At 44.2% G+C, this 19,869-nt stretch carries 16 protein-coding genes; 6 read left to right on the forward strand and 10 right to left on the reverse strand.

All coding sequences use genetic code 11. The features are described from left to right. Positions 1–18: 18 nt before the first annotated feature. Positions 19–2,358 (reverse strand): TonB-dependent receptor, encoded by a 2,340-nt coding sequence (locus ACGHAV_RS16365; RefSeq protein WP_390383097.1) that lies wholly within the window; start codon positions 2,356–2,358, stop codon positions 19–21. Positions 2,359–2,512: 154 nt separating this feature from the next. On the opposite strand from ACGHAV_RS16365, the gene ACGHAV_RS16370 reads away from it, so the two are divergent. Beyond that, on the forward strand, positions 2,513–2,929 hold the full coding sequence (locus ACGHAV_RS16370) for a hypothetical protein (RefSeq protein ID WP_390383100.1): 417 nt from the start codon (positions 2,513–2,515) through the stop codon (positions 2,927–2,929). Between the two features lie 17 nt (positions 2,930–2,946). Here ACGHAV_RS16370 and ACGHAV_RS16375 read toward each other — a convergent pair whose 3' ends face one another. Then, complete coding sequence (locus ACGHAV_RS16375; RefSeq protein WP_390383182.1) at positions 2,947–3,408, reverse strand: EVE domain-containing protein; 462 nt, start codon at positions 3,406–3,408, stop codon at positions 2,947–2,949. A 180-nt stretch (positions 3,409–3,588) separates the two neighbouring features. Between ACGHAV_RS16375 and ACGHAV_RS16380 the strand changes: the two genes are divergently transcribed. Then, on the forward strand, positions 3,589–5,886 hold the full coding sequence (locus ACGHAV_RS16380; protein ID WP_390383103.1) for a YgiQ family radical SAM protein: 2,298 nt from the start codon (positions 3,589–3,591) through the stop codon (positions 5,884–5,886). A gap of 91 nt (positions 5,887–5,977) precedes the next feature. Here the strand turns inward: ACGHAV_RS16380 and ACGHAV_RS16385 are convergent, their stop codons facing one another. From ACGHAV_RS16385 to ACGHAV_RS16395, 3 genes are all read right to left on the reverse strand, one after another. Further along, positions 5,978–6,394, reverse strand: a complete 417-nt coding sequence (locus ACGHAV_RS16385) for a hypothetical protein (protein ID WP_390383106.1) — start codon at positions 6,392–6,394, stop codon at positions 5,978–5,980. Then, the gene (locus ACGHAV_RS16390) at positions 6,394–8,079 is read right to left on the reverse strand and encodes a S41 family peptidase (protein WP_390383109.1); all 1,686 of its coding nucleotides are present in this window, start codon (positions 8,077–8,079) and stop codon (positions 6,394–6,396) included. Before ACGHAV_RS16390 ends, ACGHAV_RS16385 begins: the two co-directional genes overlap by 1 nt. Before the next feature lie 204 nt (positions 8,080–8,283). After that, positions 8,284–9,360: an SMP-30/gluconolactonase/LRE family protein gene (locus ACGHAV_RS16395; RefSeq protein ID WP_390383112.1), complete on the reverse strand. Its 1,077-nt coding sequence runs from the start codon at positions 9,358–9,360 to the stop codon at positions 8,284–8,286. A gap of 230 nt (positions 9,361–9,590) precedes the next feature. On the opposite strand from ACGHAV_RS16395, the gene ACGHAV_RS16400 reads away from it, so the two are divergent. Continuing rightward, positions 9,591–10,178, forward strand: coding sequence for a demethoxyubiquinone hydroxylase family protein (locus ACGHAV_RS16400; protein ID WP_390383115.1), 588 nt, complete (start codon positions 9,591–9,593; stop codon positions 10,176–10,178). A gap of 202 nt (positions 10,179–10,380) precedes the next feature. Here the strand turns inward: ACGHAV_RS16400 and ACGHAV_RS16405 are convergent, their stop codons facing one another. From ACGHAV_RS16405 to ACGHAV_RS16425, 5 genes are all read right to left on the reverse strand, one after another. After that, entirely contained in the window at positions 10,381–11,844 is a 1,464-nt protein-coding gene (locus ACGHAV_RS16405) for a PepSY-associated TM helix domain-containing protein (protein WP_390383118.1), read from the reverse strand. An 8-nt stretch (positions 11,845–11,852) separates the two neighbouring features. After that, complete coding sequence (locus ACGHAV_RS16410; protein ID WP_390383121.1) at positions 11,853–12,314, reverse strand: hypothetical protein; 462 nt, start codon at positions 12,312–12,314, stop codon at positions 11,853–11,855. Between the two features lie 538 nt (positions 12,315–12,852). Next, on the reverse strand, positions 12,853–14,442 hold the full coding sequence (gene ahpF / locus ACGHAV_RS16415; protein WP_390383124.1) for an alkyl hydroperoxide reductase subunit F: 1,590 nt from the start codon (positions 14,440–14,442) through the stop codon (positions 12,853–12,855). A 168-nt stretch (positions 14,443–14,610) separates the two neighbouring features. Then, the gene (ahpC, locus tag ACGHAV_RS16420) at positions 14,611–15,174 is read right to left on the reverse strand and encodes an alkyl hydroperoxide reductase subunit C (RefSeq protein ID WP_334014401.1); all 564 of its coding nucleotides are present in this window, start codon (positions 15,172–15,174) and stop codon (positions 14,611–14,613) included. Positions 15,175–15,422: 248 nt separating this feature from the next. After that, positions 15,423–16,094, reverse strand: coding sequence for a 2OG-Fe(II) oxygenase (locus ACGHAV_RS16425; RefSeq protein WP_390383127.1), 672 nt, complete (start codon positions 16,092–16,094; stop codon positions 15,423–15,425). 202 nt (positions 16,095–16,296) lie between these two features. Between ACGHAV_RS16425 and ACGHAV_RS16430 the strand changes: the two genes are divergently transcribed. The 3 genes from ACGHAV_RS16430 to rluF all read left to right on the forward strand — a co-directional run bounded on the left by ACGHAV_RS16430 (position 16,297) and on the right by rluF (position 19,797). Then, positions 16,297–17,850 (forward strand): GNAT family N-acetyltransferase, encoded by a 1,554-nt coding sequence (locus ACGHAV_RS16430; RefSeq protein ID WP_390383130.1) that lies wholly within the window; start codon positions 16,297–16,299, stop codon positions 17,848–17,850. A 293-nt stretch (positions 17,851–18,143) separates the two neighbouring features. Beyond that, the gene (locus ACGHAV_RS16435) at positions 18,144–18,959 is read left to right on the forward strand and encodes a hypothetical protein (RefSeq protein ID WP_390383133.1); all 816 of its coding nucleotides are present in this window, start codon (positions 18,144–18,146) and stop codon (positions 18,957–18,959) included. Between the two features lie 100 nt (positions 18,960–19,059). Further along, positions 19,060–19,797 (forward strand): 23S rRNA pseudouridine(2604) synthase RluF, encoded by a 738-nt coding sequence (rluF, locus tag ACGHAV_RS16440; protein WP_390383136.1) that lies wholly within the window; start codon positions 19,060–19,062, stop codon positions 19,795–19,797. The last annotated feature ends 72 nt before the right edge of the window (positions 19,798–19,869 follow it).

Genomic DNA, 19,869 nt, shown 5'->3' on the forward strand with positions numbered 1-19,869 from the left:
GTTGTTATCTCCTAGCCTTTAAAACGCGTATTGCATGGTTACTTGTGCATGTCTTGGTAAATTAGGCATTACCAAGGTTGCACCGAAGAAACCACCTTCGAAAAGCGGCTGCCAGTTGTCTTGGTCAGTAACATTAATGATATCTAAACGTAAGCGCAGGTCTTCATTCACATAGTAATCCGCGTTTAAATCAATTGTGTACTGGTCTCGTATCATTACCGTTTGAAGAAAATCAAGCGGGAATGACTTGGTGTAGAGTGCACTTGCGCCCACTTGAACATCGTCAGTTACTTGCCATCCTGCATTGATCGATACAATTTGTGGTGGAATACCTTGTACACGCGAATCAGACGGTGCAAATGCGGTAAAAGACGGCGAGCCAACGCCTGTGCCTTCAATAATATCAGGGCGACTATTATCAAACGCGTCGGTCACTTGAGAGGTACCTTGGAACGCGGCTGAATCATCAAAGCGTGCATCAAGATAACTATACGCCCCATTTACCCACACATTGTCGTTTTGATAAAACAGCTGTAATTCGGCACCTTGTGTTTTAACACCACTGTTGCTGCCATCGCGGTTTCGTAAGCTACGTGTTTGGTCAAATACCGATGCTTCGGCATACCAATTGCTGCTTGGCGCATATTTTACACCAACCTCATACAAGGTATTTTCAGTGGCAAAGTTCAGTGGGTTAATTTCATTACCGCCACCTAACACAGTGCCTCCGCCCATGCTGTTAGATGTAGCATCGTTTTCAGCATACGCAGCATACAGATTGAACTCAGACGTTAATTTATACACTGCACTAAGCTGGTAGCTGCTTAGTGTATCGCTGTAGGTGTCTGACGCTGCCTGTACACCTTCTGGCGCAAGCGGGTCGCGCGCTTCCACATCGTAATAATCTATACGTACACCCGCTATGGTTGAAAATTTATCAGTCCAGTTCGAGCGTTGCTGAAGAGCCAACCCTGTTTGCCATGTGGTTGAGTCTGTGGTGTCAGATAAATTAAAGTCACCTGCGCCATCACCATCAATATCGTATTGCGCACCTGGTGATACAAATACCCCAGGACGAAGCTCTATTAAACGCGCCTTTTGCGCGTCGGTTAATGGAATGACGCGATTTGAAATAGGACCTGTTAAATCAATAGGGTTATCAGCTTCAGTAGTAAATTGGCTGTAGCCTAATACGTCGTTATAGCGCAACGCTAGGCCAACGGTAGTTAGCTGCTTGTCGCTCCACTTGTAATCAAGCTCTGTGCGGTTTTCAAACGTATCGGCACCGTCAATAATTTCAACGAAACTATTTTGTGCAATTTCTTCGCGCTCTAGGTATTGATAATAAGTGACGTTTCGAAGCGTAATATTTTCAGCGTATTTATATTCAACATTACTACGCAAAACCGTAGTTTGTGCGCCGTTTATGTCGTCAGGATTGGTAAAAACGCGATTTCGAGGAATAACAACTTCCCCAGTAGGAGAAATTATAGCGCCAGCGCCAGGAACAGCGCTCCCGTTTGGCTGCACGCCTTGTCCGGTAATATAAACACCGTTGTCTATCAAATCCTGGGTTGGACGGTTGATACCTGCGTTATCTGGGTAATCTGTGTCGTAGTACTCGGCGCTTATGTCCCAAGTTAGTGCTGTCGACGGTGCATAGCGGTAAGCAATAAACAAGTTTGTGCTGTCACGCTCTGCAAAATCATAAAAACTTCCATGATCTAAGTATTCCGCACTAAATCGAATACCGCTTTTGCCTTCCTCAATTACGGTACCATAGTCAACTTGTGCTGAGTATTGGTCCCAACGACCGGCGCGTAATGTTGCGCGACCGCTACTGTCTGTGGTAGGCGCTACTTTTGTTTGTAGGTTTACAAAACCCCCATTGCGCTGGGTACTGCCAAATAATACGGGCGAAGGCCCTTTCACGACATCAACTTGTTCAACACTGTTGAACGATAGCGGTAATCCGAATCCGTTGTTACCCGCTTGTCGACGAACACCGTCTTGGAATAATTCACCTAACTGCCCGCGAATGCTCGGCAAACTTGGCGTGCCAAAGCCGCTTGAAGCATAGGCATTAGGCGCTGCTTTCACGATATCATGTAGGTCATCAATATTAAGGGCTTGCATGGCTTCGGCCGACAATGACGTTACCGCGCGCGGCGTTTCTGCAGCGCTTAAACCTTCGCCGAATATGCCTTTTAGCGTGTTATCGCCTGGGTTTAGCGTATCAAGAGATTGCTTATTGCCTGTCACCTCTACCACTTCTATCTCTGAAAGCTGCTGTGCGGCAATTCCTTGACTGACTGCAAGGGCGAGTGTGCTAATGGCTAGGCTAATTACTTTTTTCATTAAAAGATCCGTATTTTTATTTCTTGTTCGACAAGACCGATACGCATACCAAAAAATTTCAGAACATAATTATTTTAAAAATAAAAACTTTTTTGAAATTTTTCTTTGGAACGACCGTTCTATTGGGTTCACATGTATCAACATCGGAGCACACATGCAAAACTCAACTTCTGACATTAACAACCGACTTAGCTGGGCGCTGCTTGCGCTTCGCATTACCGTTTTTATCGTAATGTTCGCTTGGACCTTGGATAAATTCGTAAACCCTGCCCACGGTATGAAGATTTTTGAACACTTCTACGGTATTGGCGGGCTTGCCGAAAACGCGGTTTATATTATGGGCGCATTCCAATTGGCCTTAGTACTTGCTTTTGTCGCTGGTGTAGCCAAGCGTTACACTTATGGCCTTATTTTCTTACTTCACGGCGGTTCTACATTATCGTCGTTCCCACAATACATTGACGCATTTAATAACTTACTGTTCTTTGCAGCATGGCCAATGTGGGGCGCGTGTTTCGCACTTTATCTACTTCGCGATGCAGATACGCGTTTTACGCTTTCTAAATCGTAACCACATCGAATAAATGGTCATTTAGCAGCGGCGTAGAGCTGCTGCCACTCCTGCTCGGTAACTGGCATTACACTTAACCTTCCACCTTTTTTCACTAGCGGCAGTTCAGTTATTCCCTGCATCTGCTTTATGTCAGAAAGGGAAAGTACTTTTTCAAACTTTTCCACAAACTTTACGTCTACTCTAAACCAGCGAGGTGTAGCTGGGTCAGACTTTGGGTCAAAGTACTTCGACTCTGGAGTAAACTGAGTGGTATCGGGGTAACCCGCTTTTACTACTTCAGCAACACCTGCAATACCCACGTTCTTGCAGCTTGAGTGATAGATGTACACCAAGTCTCCAAGCGCAATGTCATCGCGTAAAAAGTTACGTGCTTGATAATTTCTAACGCCATCCCAAGGCTCGGTTTGATTTGGCCTAGACGCTAAATCATCAATAGAGAAAGCATCAGGTTCTGTTTTAAATAGCCAATACGCCATCATAAAGCCCTTTTTAGTCAATTACATAAGCAAACACTAATTCTTAAGTATACAAAGCCATTGAATTTAATGACAGTGCTATACCGTCATGTTCCCAACACTGCTATAATCACGCACCAAATCTGAAAAAGTGAACGCACTTCTTTCAGGTAAATTCTGTTATTTCAAGATGTGATTATTATGCAAGCCACTATCAAGGCCGACCGCGGTCTGTTCTCTTATCCTAAATATTGGCCTCACTGCTTAGGTACAGCGCCATTTTTACCCATGTCGAAAGAAGAGATGGACGCACTAGGTTGGGACAGCTGTGATGTTATTTTGGTAACTGGCGATGCATATGTCGATCATCCTAGCTTCGGTATGGCGGTAATTGGCCGAGTATTGGAAGCACATGGGTTTCGCGTAGGTATTATTTCTCAGCCCGACTGGACCAGCAAAGACGACTTTATGAAGCTTGGTAAGCCCAACCTGTATTTTGGGGTTACTGCCGGCAACATGGACTCTATGATCAACCGTTATACATCGGACAAAAAGCTTCGTCACGACGATGCCTACACAGCTGGAAATGTGGGTGGCAAACGTCCAGACCGTGCCGTTACCGTATATTCTCAACGCTGTCGCGAAGCATTTAAAGGTGTACCGGTTATTGCTGGCGGTATTGAAGCCAGTTTACGCCGTATTGCGCATTATGATTATTGGAGTGAAAAAGTACGCCGTTCGGTATTGTTCGACTCGAAAGCCGACATGCTATTTTTCGGTAACGCCGAGCGTCCACTTGTTGAAGTAACACACCGACTCGCTGCGGGCGAAAACATAGCAGATATGCGTGATGTTCGCGGTACTGCTATTATCGTGAAAGAAGCGCTGCCAGAATGGCAGGGTGTAGATTCAACGTCATTAGATAAACCTGGAAAGATTGACCCTATTCCAAGTCCTTATCAAATGGAGCCAGAGTGCGATTCACAGGATAAAGATAAGAAAAGCAGTGAAGCCCCAGAGGCCTCACCTATTGTTATTCAGCCGGCCGAGAAAGATAAAGAAAAGCGTAAACCATGGGAAAAGGTTTACGTTAAATTACCGGCATACGAAACGGTAAAAGACAACAAGATGCTGTACGCACACACCTCGCGTATTTTGCATCAGGAAACCAACCCAGGGTGTGCTCGTGCGTTAATGCAGCGCCACGGCGACAGACACATTTGGATTAATCCACCCGCTATGCCTCTTGAAACAGAAGAGATGGATGCGGTGTTCGACCTGCCTTATCAACGTGTTCCACACCCAGTATATGGCGATGCAAAAATACCTGCGTACGACATGATACGTTTTAGTATTAACATTATGCGTGGGTGTTATGGCGGCTGTACATTCTGTTCAATTACCGAACACGAAGGGCGTATTATTCAAAGCCGTTCTGAAGACTCTATCATTAGAGAAATTGAGCAAATACGCGATACAGTGCCAGGCTTTACAGGTGTAATCTCTGACCTTGGTGGCCCTACAGCAAACATGTATCGCCTTCGCTGTAAAAGTCCGAAAGCCGAAGCCACGTGTCGTCGTCCGTCGTGCGTCTACCCAAGTATCTGTGCACACATGGACACAGACCACAAACCCACTATCGATTTGTATCGACGCGCAAGAAACTTACCGGGTATTAAAAAGATCCTTATTGCATCGGGCGTACGTTACGACCTTGCCGTAGAAGATCCAGAATATGTTAAAGAGCTTGCCCTTCACCACGTTGGAGGCTACCTAAAAATAGCGCCTGAGCACACAGAAGAAGGCCCATTATCGAAAATGATGAAGCCGGGTATGGGGAGCTACTATCGCTTTAAGGAGCTTTTTGACAAATATTCGCAAGAGGCCGGTAAAAAGCAGTATCTTATTCCGTACTTTATCGCGTCGCACCCAGGTACAACCGACGAAGACATGCTTAGCCTTGCTATTTGGCTTAAAGAAAACAAATTTAAGCTAGACCAGGTACAGAACTTCTACCCGTCACCTATGGCGACGGCCACAACGATGTACCACACTGAAGTGAATTCACTGCGTAAAGTCTCCAAGGACAGCGAGGAAGTACCTTCTGCGAAAGGTGAAATTCACCGCCGACTTCACAAGGCAATGCTTCGCTATCACGATCCTAAGAACTTTGCGCAAATTCGCGAAGCACTTAAAAAGATGGGACGTGAAGATTTAATTGGCCGTGGGCCTCAGCACCTTGTTCCGCCTGAAACGGCTGATGAAAAGCGTCAGAAGGCACAACGCGGTCGCCGTGGTGAGCGTGCATTAACAAAGCATACTGGTCTTCCACCAACGTTCCAGCGCCAGTCAAAGGGGTCTAAAAGTAAAAGTGGCGCTAGAAACAGCGGTAACGCAACCGGTCATAATCGCGGTAGCCAGGCTGATAATAGCGCTAACAAAGGTGGTGGCAAGCCGAAAGGTCAGCGCTCACAGCGTCAACACGCGTCTAAAGGCTAAATTATTGTAAGTAAACGCGGGGCGAACCTGGAATAATATGCGCCGCTTTCGTTTGATTGGTGTAGCCTTTGTTTAACAAGTGCAGCTGACTCTAATAAGTGCAGCTAGCGCTTGTTAGCGCACTTGTTACGCCCGTTTGATTATTTCGAAGCAAACACGTTTCACCTTGCTTTAGTAATGTGAATGACAGCGCCTGGTTGTTGTGACGCCCTTCTATTGGCAGCCCTCTATCATCTACGTGGGTTTTACGTTCGATACGTACCGTTGACGAATCTACAAACGCATTGTTTGCAATGGTTACTTTAACACCACCATACCAATCGCTTATTACGCTTTCTATTTGCTGCTTATCTTGCAGTGAAAGTTGTTCAAGCGTAGCTTCGTACATAGTGTTGTCGTTACTGTTACCATTGTAGGCGCTTTGACTTGCGCTACAGCCTGTAACAAGAAAGCCAGTTACAAGAAAGCCAGCAACACACGCAAGAAAAAAAGCATTAACCCTACACATTATCTTTCTTCTCGCAATACAGGCTCGTTTATTCGATTGTGCAAAATCAACGACTCCCACTGCTCATTAGGTGTTTTTATTGCTAAGCCTTCGTTATTTGTTGATTGCAAGTCAGATTCTGCATTTCGGATACCATCAATATCCACATTACTTGCCAATGAAGACGATTGCGCACCGCTTGCTGCTGGGCAGCTTCCTGTTTCAGAGTATTCCAACGCAGCGGCCAACAATGCTTCGTCAGTAGACCCCAAGTCTGCGCTAAAGTCGTCTTCAACAACACAACCTGGCAACTCGAAATCAAAGTTTGGATTCGCCGTAGGCATAAAGCCATCTGCGTAATCGCCAAAGCCTTTGTTATTCACTCCCTGAAACTGGATAGTAAAATACGTTTCGCCACAATTATCCGTCGGGTAAAAGCCGTAAGGCTTGCCGCACGTGGTAGCACCTATTTGCACTACTTCCACATCAATTCCGCGAAGTGCATTCATAACAGACTCACTGGCAGAGCACGTATTTTCTGTCGTGAGTACGTAAATTCGGGTTAGCGATAAACTCGGTAAAGGAGTATCAGTTAAGCGGTTAGCATCGTAATCAATTTGGGTACTGTAGAACGGCGTGGGCTGCAAACTTCCGCCTGTTACAGGGTTCGTGGTTGGGTTTTTATCGTTAAATTGTAGCCTCTCAAAAAACGCGTTATTGGTTTGATTAGGCCCTGCAACCATGAACGACACTTGAGACGCCAAAGCAAGTAAACCTCCGCCGTTGTAACGAAGATCAATAACCAATTCCGTCACGTTTTCATCGACAAACTGATTAAACGCATCTATAAGTCCCGGCTGTGCAGCGCGTATAAATCGATTGAACTGAAAATAGCCTACTCGCCCAGCGGTAGTATTTATCACCCGTACATTATTCACAGGCGATAAAGCGACACTGGCCGAGGTGATATCAACAGACATTGAGCTTCCGTCGTTCAACATAAACTCAAAGCTGTTGGTCTGCCCATCATCATCGGGAAACAGCGCTTCGTTAATGGCATTAACGCCAGCTTCGGTTGAATCGTTAACAAAGTCGATGCCATTCACCTGCATTAACCTAGCACCTCGAGGCACATTGGCATTTGCTGCCGGCGAGCCTGGCTCGGTGTAGCGAACAATTAACTCACGGGGTGCGGTATTTCTCACAAACTCGAACGAAAAGCCGTAACCTGACGATACGCCAGACTGAGTAAGTTCATTATATTCGTCGGTAGGCTGAGAAAAGTGAAAATTATCTTTAGCCGTACCGCTTGGAGTAAGCTCAGTGGTTTTTAGCTGATCAAAATAACCAAGAACCGTAAAGTTTTCTGGGTCGTTATCAGGTACTTCGTCGTACCAAAGATAGGTGTCGTTAGTCCACGAACGTAACCATAGCTTTTCTTCTAACGCGCTACCTTGCGTATCGGGATAAGCATTACCAGTGAAAGGGTCGATGCCAGTACGCGGCGATTCACATTTTGCAATAAATTCAGACTGTGGTTCAAACACCCCTGCCTCCCATGTTGGGCTACCGCCTGTTGGTGGCGTCGTGGGCGCAGTGGGTGTAGAGCCCTCTCGTTCAACCGCTGAACCACCACTGCCGCCACCGCACCCAGCTGCGAGCGAAGCACAAACCGCAATTGCTATCATAGAAACTTTATTCGTCATACTCATTATGTAAGTACCTTTCACATGTATAACTGCAATATACAAAGCAATTATGAAGAATTTAAGTCGCCCAACGAGCAACATTAACGCTTATTGATCGCCCAAGAATATTAAAAAACTTACGACCGTTAGGTTCAATTAGACGCAATTAGTTCATTACATTGCGTTAACAAACACCACAAAACAGGTAACGGGCCTTACCGACTATATTTTAATAAACCCCACCTTTTCAGCGGTTAAGCTGCTTATATAAAGTCCCTCATCCATCTCTAATGCGCCGGTTATAAATGGATATAAACCAGCTGGATCTTGATAGCTGTTTAACACCATCCCTTTTTCGTTAATGCGTATCAAATGCCCATAGTTTTTTGCTGATGGGCGCATAAAAGACGGCAATCTTTGCACCATGCTTCTTATAAATGGGTAAGCAGATAGTGCATCTACTGCGCCAGAACGCGGTGAAGCAAGACCAATTAAGTACCCATTATGCGCTGCCACAATGTTGTCAGGAAACCCTGGCAGATTGTTTATCACGGTTGTTACTTTTGCCGCGATTTCAGGGTTTAAATCGTAGCGCAAAACCCGATATTTTCCGGTTTCGTTAACAAGTAGAGCGCTGTTGTCGTGGCTTAGCGTAATACCGTTGGCAAACACAAGGTTATCCATTAACACTTGGGCTTTGCCTGAGTCAGGGTAATAGGCTATTACCTTTCCGTTACCCATATGCTCAAATATTTCGAGCATACTCGCGTTAAGTGTGCCGTTGTATTGTTCGGGCGCGAATTTTGCGGTGGCATCAGTAAAATAAATGGTACCGTCATTGGCAATGTCTACGTCATCAGCGTACACCACAGCTTGGCCAGCTACGTGCGTTACAAGTGTTTCAATATCGCCAGTAGGCAATATCTTTAATAGTCCTTTTTCAGCATCAGCCACAATTAAGTTATCAGCGTGGTCGTACTCAATACCCAGTGGTCGCCCTTGCGTGCTAACCCAACGAGTAAAGCCTTGCTGCCCACGCTTTTTGACCAAAATAAAGCCGGAGTGACTAGAAGTAGCAATATCGCCATTACTGTTAACAGCGAAGTCTTCTGGCCCGTAGTCATTCTCCATATCAATAAGCGTTAACGAAGATAATTGTGTATTGGGAGCAAAACTGCCAGTGAAGCCTTTGCTTAGTGGTGCATCCCACGCTTTCGGCGATATGGCAACAGGCCACAGAAGAAGGTATGCCACTGCGAGAGCTATACTTATTAGCGGCACCTTAACGACAGTTTTCATCAATGATACGGTTCTCGTTTATTAGCTAACTTCTGTTTATTGTTACCGTAAAACGGCATAAAACAAAAGCATTCAACTGACGATGTTAAGAAATTGTCTTTAGTATACTAATGTGATGCAGAACACTATGGCAAAGGACTAAATTACAATTGCTTTAAAAAGCATCCAGCGTAAGACACGCGAGAGTATTAAGTGAATATTGTAAATAAAAGGGCTTTTCAGCTGTGCCTATGTCTTATTCAGAAACCATTACTCACAAGATACCAGCGTTGTTAAATAGCGAGCTACGTGCAAGTCATGCGGGTGAAACTGGCGCAGTGTGGATATATCGCGGTGCGCTAACAGCAGAATTTATAAAAACCCTCTTCAAGCGCAAGAATAACAAAACCACAGCAGACAAAGGAATTAACGCTTTTGCCCTGCATCACCTTGAAACAGAAAAGCAGCATTTGCATATTTTCGAGAACGATATGCCATCCTTTAGAGGAAGTTTCATACTACTTCTATGGATAGCAGCGGGTTTTCTCACTGGCTTTATTCCAAGGCTTATTGGTAAAGATTGGTTTTACTATACTATTTACTGCGTTGAACATTTTGTTGATGAACACTATGAACACCAAATCAGCGCCATTCAGCAACATGGTGGTGCGCCCAAAAAGGTGCTTACGCTAATGCGTTCTATGCAAGGCGATGAACAAGATCACAGAGACGAAGCACGTGCAAACATGCAGCATCCACCTTCATTTTTAATGAAGTGTTGGGGTGAAATGATAGGTAAAGGATCGGCAGCAGCCGTATCTATAGCTAAACGAATTTAATATGGGAAAAAAGGCGCGAACGCGCGCGGCAAAACCCTGCGATAAGTGTGATGCAGAAGCAAGCACACAATATCGCATAAACATTGGTGAGGGCTGGCAAATTGTATGTAAAGCATGTCAATCTGAAGCCAAGCACCACAGTAATTATCTCTACGGTGGTACCTGGAAGCAAAAAAAGCGCAACTGATTTATTCGTTAATCGCTATTTGTTGACGGCTGCATTAGAGAATGTAGCAGCGCTTTTCTCCGAAAGGTCGTTAGACTCACGCGACAACAACACGGCGCCTCGCCATAGACTCCACACAACATAAACCAGCATAGGCACATTCAATTGAAGCGATGAAATGGTAAAACTCGATGCGCCGTTAACCCCAATATAAGCAATTAGTAACAGTAAAACACTTAATCCAGAAAGCATTAGCCACAATGCCTTTGATAAACGATGTAGGAACACAGTAACAACGGTGTTAAATACCATCAGGCTCCAAAAAATTACCACCAACGAACCCGCGTAAAACATGTCTACCACGGCGGTCAGTGCCAGCGCGCTTACACTGCCCCACACCACGCTGTACCAAAGCCTTGTGGCAAGTGGCGGGTGTGCTTTTTTAGAAAGCCAAATTTCCATACCAGATACGCAAAGCATGGTAAGCATGACGCCAAGAATAAAGTAAAACCATTTACTGGCTAAACCTGCAAAGTCACCAAAGTGTAATCGGTACATAGACCACGCCAGCTGCTTGCCCCATTCACCATACTCATAGCCTGCTACACCAATAAATTCACCCGATGTATCAAAACGGTAACCCTCTGCGTAAATCATCCGATTTGGTGCTTTCGCGTAGATTTCAATAAATTGCTCGGGTTTACCGACTTCGTGCACCGTTAGAAAGATAGGTGACTTCTCAGGCGCTAGCGTTGCTAATTGAGCAAATGCTTTACCAATTTCAGGCTTACCACTTTGAGGTTCTAGCACCGGATCTGGCGTGAAAATCTGATTTATCACCGCTTCTCTATCGCCATCGTAATTTAGGGTTGCCACAACAACCAAAATAACGCTGGCTAATCCAAAGTAAGCGCCTGTTACCCCAATAATAAGATGAAATGGTGCAGCCCATAGTCCAAACCTGTTGTGTAAATCTATCTGCGCCTGCTGCCCATTGCCGCCACGTCTTAGTTTGAAAGCGTCTTTCGTTATACGCTTATGTGCCACAATGCCCGTAACAACTAACGTACAGATTATTGCGCCTAATGCACTAACTAAAATCATGCCCCAGCTATGCGGCAGGTTTAAGTAAAGATGTAAATCCACCAGCATTTCAGTAAATGAAACACTTTCCTTTTCAATCAGGTTTCCCTGCTTATCGGCGAAAAAAGCGGAATGATCGTTCTCAACAACAAGTCGCGGAATATCCGATGTAGGAAACACAACATAAAGGTGGTTAGTCTCTTCTGTGTTTTGTGCGAGAAAAGTATTCATCGCCTTTTCAATAGCTAGCGGCGTTACATTTTCCATCTCTTCTATATGAGGCTGCTCCCAGCGCTCAAACTCTAAATGGAAAACGGCAATCGTGCCCGAGAGGCAAACTAAAAAAAGGAGTACGCTTAAGAAAACACCTACCCACGTGTGCGCATTCAACGCATTTTGTTTCGTTTGTTTATTCATATAAATACCTACAAGGGAAACAGCACAAGAATAGGCAAGCACAGGCCAGCAATAACACTATAGGCAGCAAGTATTTTGATTTTTGATGACGTTGCTAAATAGTGATACACACAAAGCCCCCAAAGAACGGGTAACAAGATAATACCTATCCCCATTTTTCCGGCTGTGCTGAAGGGCGTTAGAGCGCTAATACCCAGAGTTATGAACAGCGCGATGATAAAAAAAGCGAAAAGCACAACAGTATAGGTTGCCCCATTTTGCAACACATTTGCTCTTGAAAAGTCAAGCGCCCTGGGTTCAGGACTATTTTTTGGCTTTGGCAAGACTATCTGATTTGCTAAAACGAATGGCCATACTAAAATTCCCGGCAAGCAAAGCGTGATAAGCACACCAAACTCCCAGCCCTGGGCAAAAGAGAAAACCACACCAGATATTAACCACAGCAACAGCCCAACAACGAATAAGGCCAACGTTCGAGAACGCCAGCTCTGATGGACGGTAGCTACAGCACTAAGTGACAATACACTTGCTATAACCGTAATCATAAATTTCCTTTAAAAGAATACGTCAAAGATATTAGTAACTCGACTTGCTCGATGGTGTATATCTCTGCACGAGTTGAGTTATAGCTTCCAAAAAGCTATTGAATTGAACCTCGGTAACGAGGAATGCGGAGCCCACTTGAAGATACCGATTCAACCCGAGTTGTAAAACCGTACGACTCTCCTATAACCCCAGTCATATACATTGCTGCTTGAGACAGGTTTAAGGCACCTTTTTGCTTTAAATCGAGCGCGGTTTCAGTCGAAATAATCCATGCAAGCTCCACAATAGGTGTGTTTTTTTAAGCGCACACCTCGAAAAACGCATACTCAAATAATAACTCTTATCATTTGCATTTACCACAAAATATTTAGGCATAAAAAAAGCCCCAAATTGGGGCTTTTTAAAATGTAAGTAAACGTATTGCTGTGCTATCTGGCGATTAACACGATTGACGAGGCATTATTAAGCTGCAGCCGATTCGCTTTCAGTGTCAACAACTTCATGGCTTAACAAATATTCAAACGCTGCTAACGATGCTTTGGCACCCTCGCCCATTGAAATAACAATTTGCTTGTAAGGCACAGTTGTAACGTCGCCCGCTGCAAAAATACCCGGCTCTGATGTATGGCATTTGTCGTCGATAACAATTTCGCCATACTGTGTCATTTCAACAGTCCCTTTCATAAATTGACTATTGGGTACCAATCCTATCTGTACGAACACACCAGCTAACGCTTGTGTGTGAACCTCGTTGGTTGCACGGTCTTGGTATTCGATAGCGTTTACTTTGCCATTTTCAGCCGTTATCTGTCGCGTTGCAGCATTCTTAATAATGGTAATATTGTCTCGCTTCATCGCTTGGTCGATAAGCACTTGGTCTGCTTTAAGCTCCGGCATAAATTCAAATACTGTCACCGACTTTACAATGCCAGCCAAATCTAGCGCTGCCTCAATACCTGAGTTGCCGCCACCGATCACCGCTACATCTTTCCCTTTAAAGAATGGGCCATCGCAGTGCGGGCAGTACGCAACGCCGTTACCAACGTTTTCTCTTTCGCCCGGCACGCCTAGCTCTCTCCAACGTGCACCAGTAGCTACAATAATGCTACGAGTGAGAATTTGCTCGCCCGACGAAAGCGTGATGGTTTTCACATTTCCTTGCTCAATACTTTCTACGCGAACGTGTTCTTTCAACGTTATGTCATAATCGCGCACGTGCTCCATCAAGTTGCCAACGAGTTCAGGCCCCGTGGTTTTGGGAACGGAAATTAGGTTTTCAATACCCATGGTGTCCTTTACTTGTCCGCCAAACGTTTCTGCTACAACGGCAACTTTCAACCCTTTGCGCGCACTGTAAATAGCAGATGCCACACCAGCAGGGCCGCCGCCTATCACCGTTACGTCCTGCAACGGCAGCGAGTCACCCTTATTTGCACTTTTTAAATCTGGATTACGTTCAAGTAGTTTGTTAATCAGAACTGATGCATCAACTTTGCCGTTAGCGAACAGTTCACCATTGAGATAAACGCTTGGCACCCCTTGAATGTCACGCTCTGTGATAAGATTTTGATACAAACCACCGTCAATCATTTCTGTTTTGATATTTGGGTTCAGTAACGCAAATTGATTAAGTGCCTGCACTACTTCTGGGCAGTTGTGACAGCTTAAGCTAATGAATACTTCAAAATTAAGCGGCTCTTCTACCGCTTTCACCATTGCCTTAACGCTATCGTCAAGTTTCAACTCTGTACCTGCGCTGTGAAGCATAGCAAGTATCAATGAATTAAATTCATGACCGCCTGGAATACCTGAAAAACGAATACCTGTATCGTCTCCATCAGCTTCTAACAAAAAGCTAATTGGGCTTCGAAGCTCGCCGTTGGTATCACGTTCTTCTACGTTGAGTTTGTTGCTTACACCTGCGATGTCGGACAGAAACGTAACAAGCTCTTCACGCTTGCTATGCTCACCGGTCTGTACGACAAAGGTAACGCTCTTTTGCATTGTGTCGGTATAACCCTTCAATGCCTGTAAAATTTCTTTAGTTAACACGGTAATTCTGCCTTTTTTCGACACGCCGATCCCCGCCAACCTATTTATAGGTCAACAACATAGCGGAAATTGGAAGTTAAAGATGAAGGAGCGGAGTTCCGCTCCTGCCGATTGCTAATGCCTTACTTTAAAAGTGCTACTCTCAAGCAAGGCACAGGACACATCAATTTAGATTTTGCCTACTAGGTCTAAAGAAGGAGCTAGCGTTGCTTCGCCTTCTTTCCATTTAGCTGGGCAAACTTCGCCTGGGTTGTTCGCTACATATTGTGCAGCTTTCACTTTGCGTACTAGGTCGTCTGCGTCGCGGCCGATACCTTCAGAAGTGATTTCCATTGCTTGGATAATACCCTCTGGGTCAACAACGAATGTTGCACGGTCAGCTAGGCCCATGTTTTCACGCATACAGTCGAAGTTACGAGTAATTTCGCCTGTTGGGTCGCCAATCATAGCAAACTTGATTTTGTTGATTGTGTCTGAAGAATCGTGCCACGCTTTGTGAGTGAAGTGTGTATCAGTAGAAACTGAGAATACTTCTACACCGCGAGACTGAAGCTCTTCATACTTATCTGCGATATCACCTAGTTCAGTTGGGCATACAAACGTAAAATCTGCTGGGTAAAATACGAATACCGACCATTTACCTTTGATGTCTTCGCTGCTTACATCCACAAACTCGCCGTCTTTAAATGCAGTTGCTTTAAAAGGTTTAATTGCAGTGTTGATCAATGCCATGTTTATTCTCCATGCTTTTTTTAAATTAGGTCCGCACTAGAATGCGTACGAACAAAATCTTACGAAAATTAAAAAGACTTAGTTTCATTGCTTTTGAATAAAATATTCGTTGAGCTCAAAACAATGTCCTTCGAAACTGTTAAAGAGAATAGCGCGTGCATGTAATAAAAACTAATTGGTAAATATGAATCGTTTAATCAGGTTATTGAATTAATAGAAACATATTGATAGTACTTTTGCGAAACGACTTAACGAGGCGGGTCTATAACGTCGTTTACGCTTCCATTTACCCTGTACCACCCTGCAACAGAGTTGCGTTTGTGCGTTGCTGGCAGCACCTCATGTGGAAATTGCTCGCTTAAAAACACCACAAAAGTACCCAGATTAGGAACAACGCGTATTCCCTCGGCGTCATTGTCATTTTTATAAAGCACCAGCTCACCACCGTAATTGCTGTTCCAGTCTTCATTTAAATAAGCCACCAAAGACAGCACGCGATTACTTTTTCCTTTGAAAGCGTCTACATGGCGTTTGTAAAATTTACCGGGTTCATAACAAGCAAAGTGGCTCTCAAACGAAAAAAGACCTAGGTAAAGATGTTTATTGATAAAGTCTTTTAACGCGTTACACCAAGAGAGCCAAAGCTCACCTTCTTGCGATGAACCAGTAATCCAACAAATATTATCGCCGCGAATATCCCGCGCATGTTGAAAGTCGCCGGCCCTTCCAATACCTGCGTTTTTGTATTCGGTGTCATTAATCGCGTCTTGGCAAGCAAGCAGAGCATCCGTTAAAAACGCTGGCAATGCTGATGTTTGGATGGAATACCCTTTTTCTACAAGGTCATCCACTACACCGTTAAAAAGCAACTCATCGAATACATGAAGAGGCTGATAAAGGGCAAGTTGTTCTCGGTTCATTGTGTACAAAAGTAAAGAGCGAAAATAATTGGCGGGTTTTATACTTTGCATCACGCCTAACCACAATGTGATATGGCATTAATTTCGCCGCTTTATTTTTGTCGACGAGAAAAAGATTATTTGTCGATGAATACATCGCACGCTTTTTGCTTATCTATACTTGGATAGATAACTAAACAACAAGAGAAAAAGTGGATATCTGATGAGCCAAGATCAAACACAAATTGAAGAAACTGAACACCACCTTGATTTACGTAATCTAAGGCTTGACGATTATGACGACGTTAAAAGCTTGATGGATAACGTCTATGCGAACGTTGGAGGCGCATGGCCCTACTCTAATTACAAAGCGCAGGTAACTACCTTCCCCGATGGTCAGATTTGTATAGAAGACAAAGGCAAGGTTGTGGCTTTTGCCATTTCAGTGATAGTGGATTACGACCAATTCGGTGACAAGCATAGTTATGATGAGATAACCGGTAACGCCTACCTTACTACTCACGATCCAAATGGAGACGTACTTTACGGTGTAGAAGTGATTGTATGCCCTGAATACCGCGGACTTCGTTTGGGAAGACGACTGTATGAAGCGCGTAAAGAGCTTTGCCGTAACCTTAACTTAAAGTCGATAATGGCAGGCGGGCGTATTCCTAATTATCGTCATCATGCGAACGAGCTTTCTCCTTATGAGTACATTGAGCGCGTAAAAGCAAAAGATATTTACGACCCCATCTTAACGTTTCAGCTGTCTAACGGATTTGAGGTAAAGCAGGTAATGTCGGCCTATCTCCCTGAAGATGAAGCGTCTAAGGGATATGCCACGCTGTTGCAATGGCACAACATTTACTACGAGCCAGGCACACCCTCGCTATTCGCTAGCAGAAAGTCTAATGCGCGCATTGGCTGTATTCAATGGCAGATGCGTTACTTCAATAATGTTGAAGAACTACTTCAGCAGGTTGAGTACTTTGTTGATGCGCTATCTGATTATTCATGCGACGTAGCACTCTTCCCTGAATTCTTCAATGCACCATTGATGGGCCTTAGCCCCACCGAATCTTCCATAGATGCTATATGGCACTTAGCCACCTACACAGATGAAATCTTAACCGCCGTGTCTCATTTAGCAGTAAGTTACAATATTACCATCATCGCAGGGTCGATGCCGATTGTAGAGGACGAGCAGCTTTATAACGTGTGTTACATTTGTAAGCGCGATGGCACTATTGAAAGCCAGTACAAATTACACCCGACGCCGCATGAAAAAGAAGATTGGATAATGAAAGGTGGCAATAGCCTTAAAGTATTCGACACCGACTTTGGCAAAATTGGCGTGCTAATTTGCTATGACGTTGAATTTCCTGAACTTGCAAGAATTCTTTCTGAGCAAGAAATGCAAATTCTGTTCGTGCCATTTTGGACAGATACCAAAAATGGCTATTTACGTGTAAGACGCTGTGCACAGGCCCGAGCAATAGAAAATGAGTGTTACGTAGCTATTGCAGGCTCTGTGGGCAATTTACCGAAAGTAGATAACGTTGATATTCAATACGGACAAACCGCTGTATTTTCACCAAGCGATTTTGCATTCCCTCACGATGCCATTGTGTCAGAAACCACGCCCAATACCGAAATGACCCTAATTGTTGATTTAGACTTAGATAAGTTAACTAAACTGCAAAATGAGGGGTCAGTAAGGAACTACTTAGACAGAAGACGCGATCTATACCGCGTTGAATGGATTGGTGATGATTAATCGTGGTGATTTGCAATGATGCGTAAGCGTAAGCACAAGTACGATAACTCACTTCATTTAAATATAAAAATGCCGCCTTCTGGGGCGGTATTTAATTACAAGGCATATTGCGCACAGACAACGTGTTTTAAGGCATAGCTTTTGCTGTCATTTAACGCTAACATGGCATTCTGCGTTAAGTTTTAACAGTAATTTCAGCGGGTATTAAGCGCTTCAGCGATTAACCCAGTATCGAAAACAACGATAAAAATCTGATAATCTGAAATTCAAAATTGCGAGAAAATCGATTTACTATGGCAAACAATTCAAAAAACGATGAATTTCCAACTATTCGCCTAGACGATGAAGACCGTCGCGACTACCAAAAGAAGCGCCACCCAGCGCCTTCAAGTGCAGGCTCTACAGCTTCATCATTGACTTCATCTAGCAGTACATCATCATCTTCTTCGAGTGGCGGCAATGGTATTTGGATAACCATAGTCGCACTTATTGCACTGATTGCATGCGGCGGCTGCTATTACTTATTCACCCTGCTGCAACAACAACATACTGCCGCTCAAGCAGCGGAAAAGCGTATTGTGCAGCTTGAAAACAAACTTTCTGCTACGGGTGAGGAAATTGGTGAATCTACAGTAGCACTACAAGTGAAAGTCACTGAGCTTAGCAACAAAACAAACGAGCTTTGGGAGCAAATGGATAAGCTTTGGGCTTCGGCATGGCGTCGTAACCAAAAAGAAATTGCTGACCTTGGTGATCGCGTTGGCAACGTACAAACCACGCTAAAACAAGATATAGCAGCGGTTTCTCAAAACGTGACTACGCAAGCATCATCAATGGGTTCATTAAAAAACCAGCTTGCGTCTTTAGCTGATGAACTGTTGGCAGTAAACGTTCAGCTAGAACAAGCGCTTAGCGACAAGCAACGTGCACAAAATGATGTAAAAACGCTTACTGATAAACTTTCTGTACTAGAACAACGAAACGCTACTCTTTCGGGCCGAATTTCGAGCTTAGAAAATGAGATACGTGATATGGCAACTAAGCTTGTCACGAAAAGTGGCGGCGCTGGCGCCGCACCACAAACCGCAACACCTGCAGTTGGCGGATAGCTCTAAGTAAACACTTTCTAATCGCAAAGGGGCAATGTGCCCCTTTTCTTTTTGTCATGGTAAAATAACCAAACCAGAAATGCCAAGGACACACCGCGTAATGAGCGACCAAGCGCTAAAACGTTTAAACAAATATATCAGTGATACAGGCCTTTGCTCTAGAAGAGAGGCCGACAAACTGATAGAGCAAAATCGCGTCACCATTAATGACAAACAACCCGAACTTGGCACAAAAGTAGGCCCCGATGACACGGTTAAAGTAGATGGTAAGAGAATAGGTGCAGTAGCTGCCGATAAATCTGATCGCGTCTACATTGTTTATAACAAACCTATTGGCATTACCTGTACCACTGAAAGGCACGTAAAAGGTAACATTATTGATGCTATCGGACATAAGTCTCGCATCTTTCCTGTAGGCCGTTTAGATAAGCCCTCTGAAGGGCTAATAATTCTTACCAGCGACGGTGATATTGTTAATAAGATTTTGCGTGCAGAAAATGCGCATGACAAAGAGTACGAAGTAACCGTGGATCAGCCTATCAGTGAGCGCTTTGTGAAACGCATGGCTCGCGGTGTTCCTATTCTAGGCACTGTTACCAAGCCTTGTATTGTAAAGCCCACCGGCAAAAACAAGTTCACCATTATTTTAACGCAAGGTTTGAATCGGCAGATACGCAGAATGTGTGAGTTTTTGGGCTACGAGGTGACCAAACTTAAGCGAACGCGTATTATGCATTTAGAGCTTAGTAACCTTAAACCTGGTCAATGGCGAAACCTAACTGACAGAGAGCTTTCCACCCTAAAAAGTGCGGTAAAAAACTCCAGTAAAACTGCCTAAATACTTAAAACAGAACAAATATTGGATTTGTTCTGTTATAAATTGTTGCATCACATTTCATAGACTACATTT

This window comes from Alteromonas sp. MTD1 (assembly GCF_042848195.1).
In the GTDB taxonomy this organism is placed as follows: Bacteria; Pseudomonadota; Gammaproteobacteria; order Enterobacterales; family Alteromonadaceae; genus Alteromonas.

Excerpts from the sequence above, each read along its gene's own strand:
- ACGHAV_RS16435 (WP_390383133.1), top strand. The coding sequence starts at position 18,144 with ATGGCAAACAATTCAAAAAACGATGAATTTCCAACTATTCGCCTAGAC.
- ACGHAV_RS16385 (WP_390383106.1), bottom strand. The coding sequence starts at position 6,394 with ATGTGTAGGGTTAATGCTTTTTTTCTTGCGTGTGTTGCTGGCTTTCTT.
- ACGHAV_RS16405 (WP_390383118.1), bottom strand. The coding sequence starts at position 11,844 with ATGAATAAACAAACGAAACAAAATGCGTTGAATGCGCACACGTGGGTA.
- ACGHAV_RS16365 (WP_390383097.1), bottom strand. The coding sequence starts at position 2,358 with ATGAAAAAAGTAATTAGCCTAGCCATTAGCACACTCGCCCTTGCAGTC.
- ACGHAV_RS16395 (WP_390383112.1), bottom strand. The coding sequence starts at position 9,360 with ATGAAAACTGTCGTTAAGGTGCCGCTAATAAGTATAGCTCTCGCAGTG.
- ACGHAV_RS16375 (WP_390383182.1), bottom strand. The coding sequence starts at position 3,408 with ATGGCGTATTGGCTATTTAAAACAGAACCTGATGCTTTCTCTATTGAT.
- ahpC (WP_334014401.1), bottom strand. The coding sequence starts at position 15,174 with ATGGCATTGATCAACACTGCAATTAAACCTTTTAAAGCAACTGCATTT.
- ACGHAV_RS16430 (WP_390383130.1), top strand. The coding sequence starts at position 16,297 with ATGAGCCAAGATCAAACACAAATTGAAGAAACTGAACACCACCTTGAT.
- rluF (WP_390383136.1), top strand. The coding sequence starts at position 19,060 with ATGAGCGACCAAGCGCTAAAACGTTTAAACAAATATATCAGTGATACA.
- ACGHAV_RS16390 (WP_390383109.1), bottom strand. The coding sequence starts at position 8,079 with ATGACGAATAAAGTTTCTATGATAGCAATTGCGGTTTGTGCTTCGCTC.
- ACGHAV_RS16380 (WP_390383103.1), top strand. The coding sequence starts at position 3,589 with ATGCAAGCCACTATCAAGGCCGACCGCGGTCTGTTCTCTTATCCTAAA.
- ACGHAV_RS16400 (WP_390383115.1), top strand. The coding sequence starts at position 9,591 with ATGTCTTATTCAGAAACCATTACTCACAAGATACCAGCGTTGTTAAAT.
- ACGHAV_RS16370 (WP_390383100.1), top strand. The coding sequence starts at position 2,513 with ATGCAAAACTCAACTTCTGACATTAACAACCGACTTAGCTGGGCGCTG.
- ACGHAV_RS16425 (WP_390383127.1), bottom strand. The coding sequence starts at position 16,094 with ATGAACCGAGAACAACTTGCCCTTTATCAGCCTCTTCATGTATTCGAT.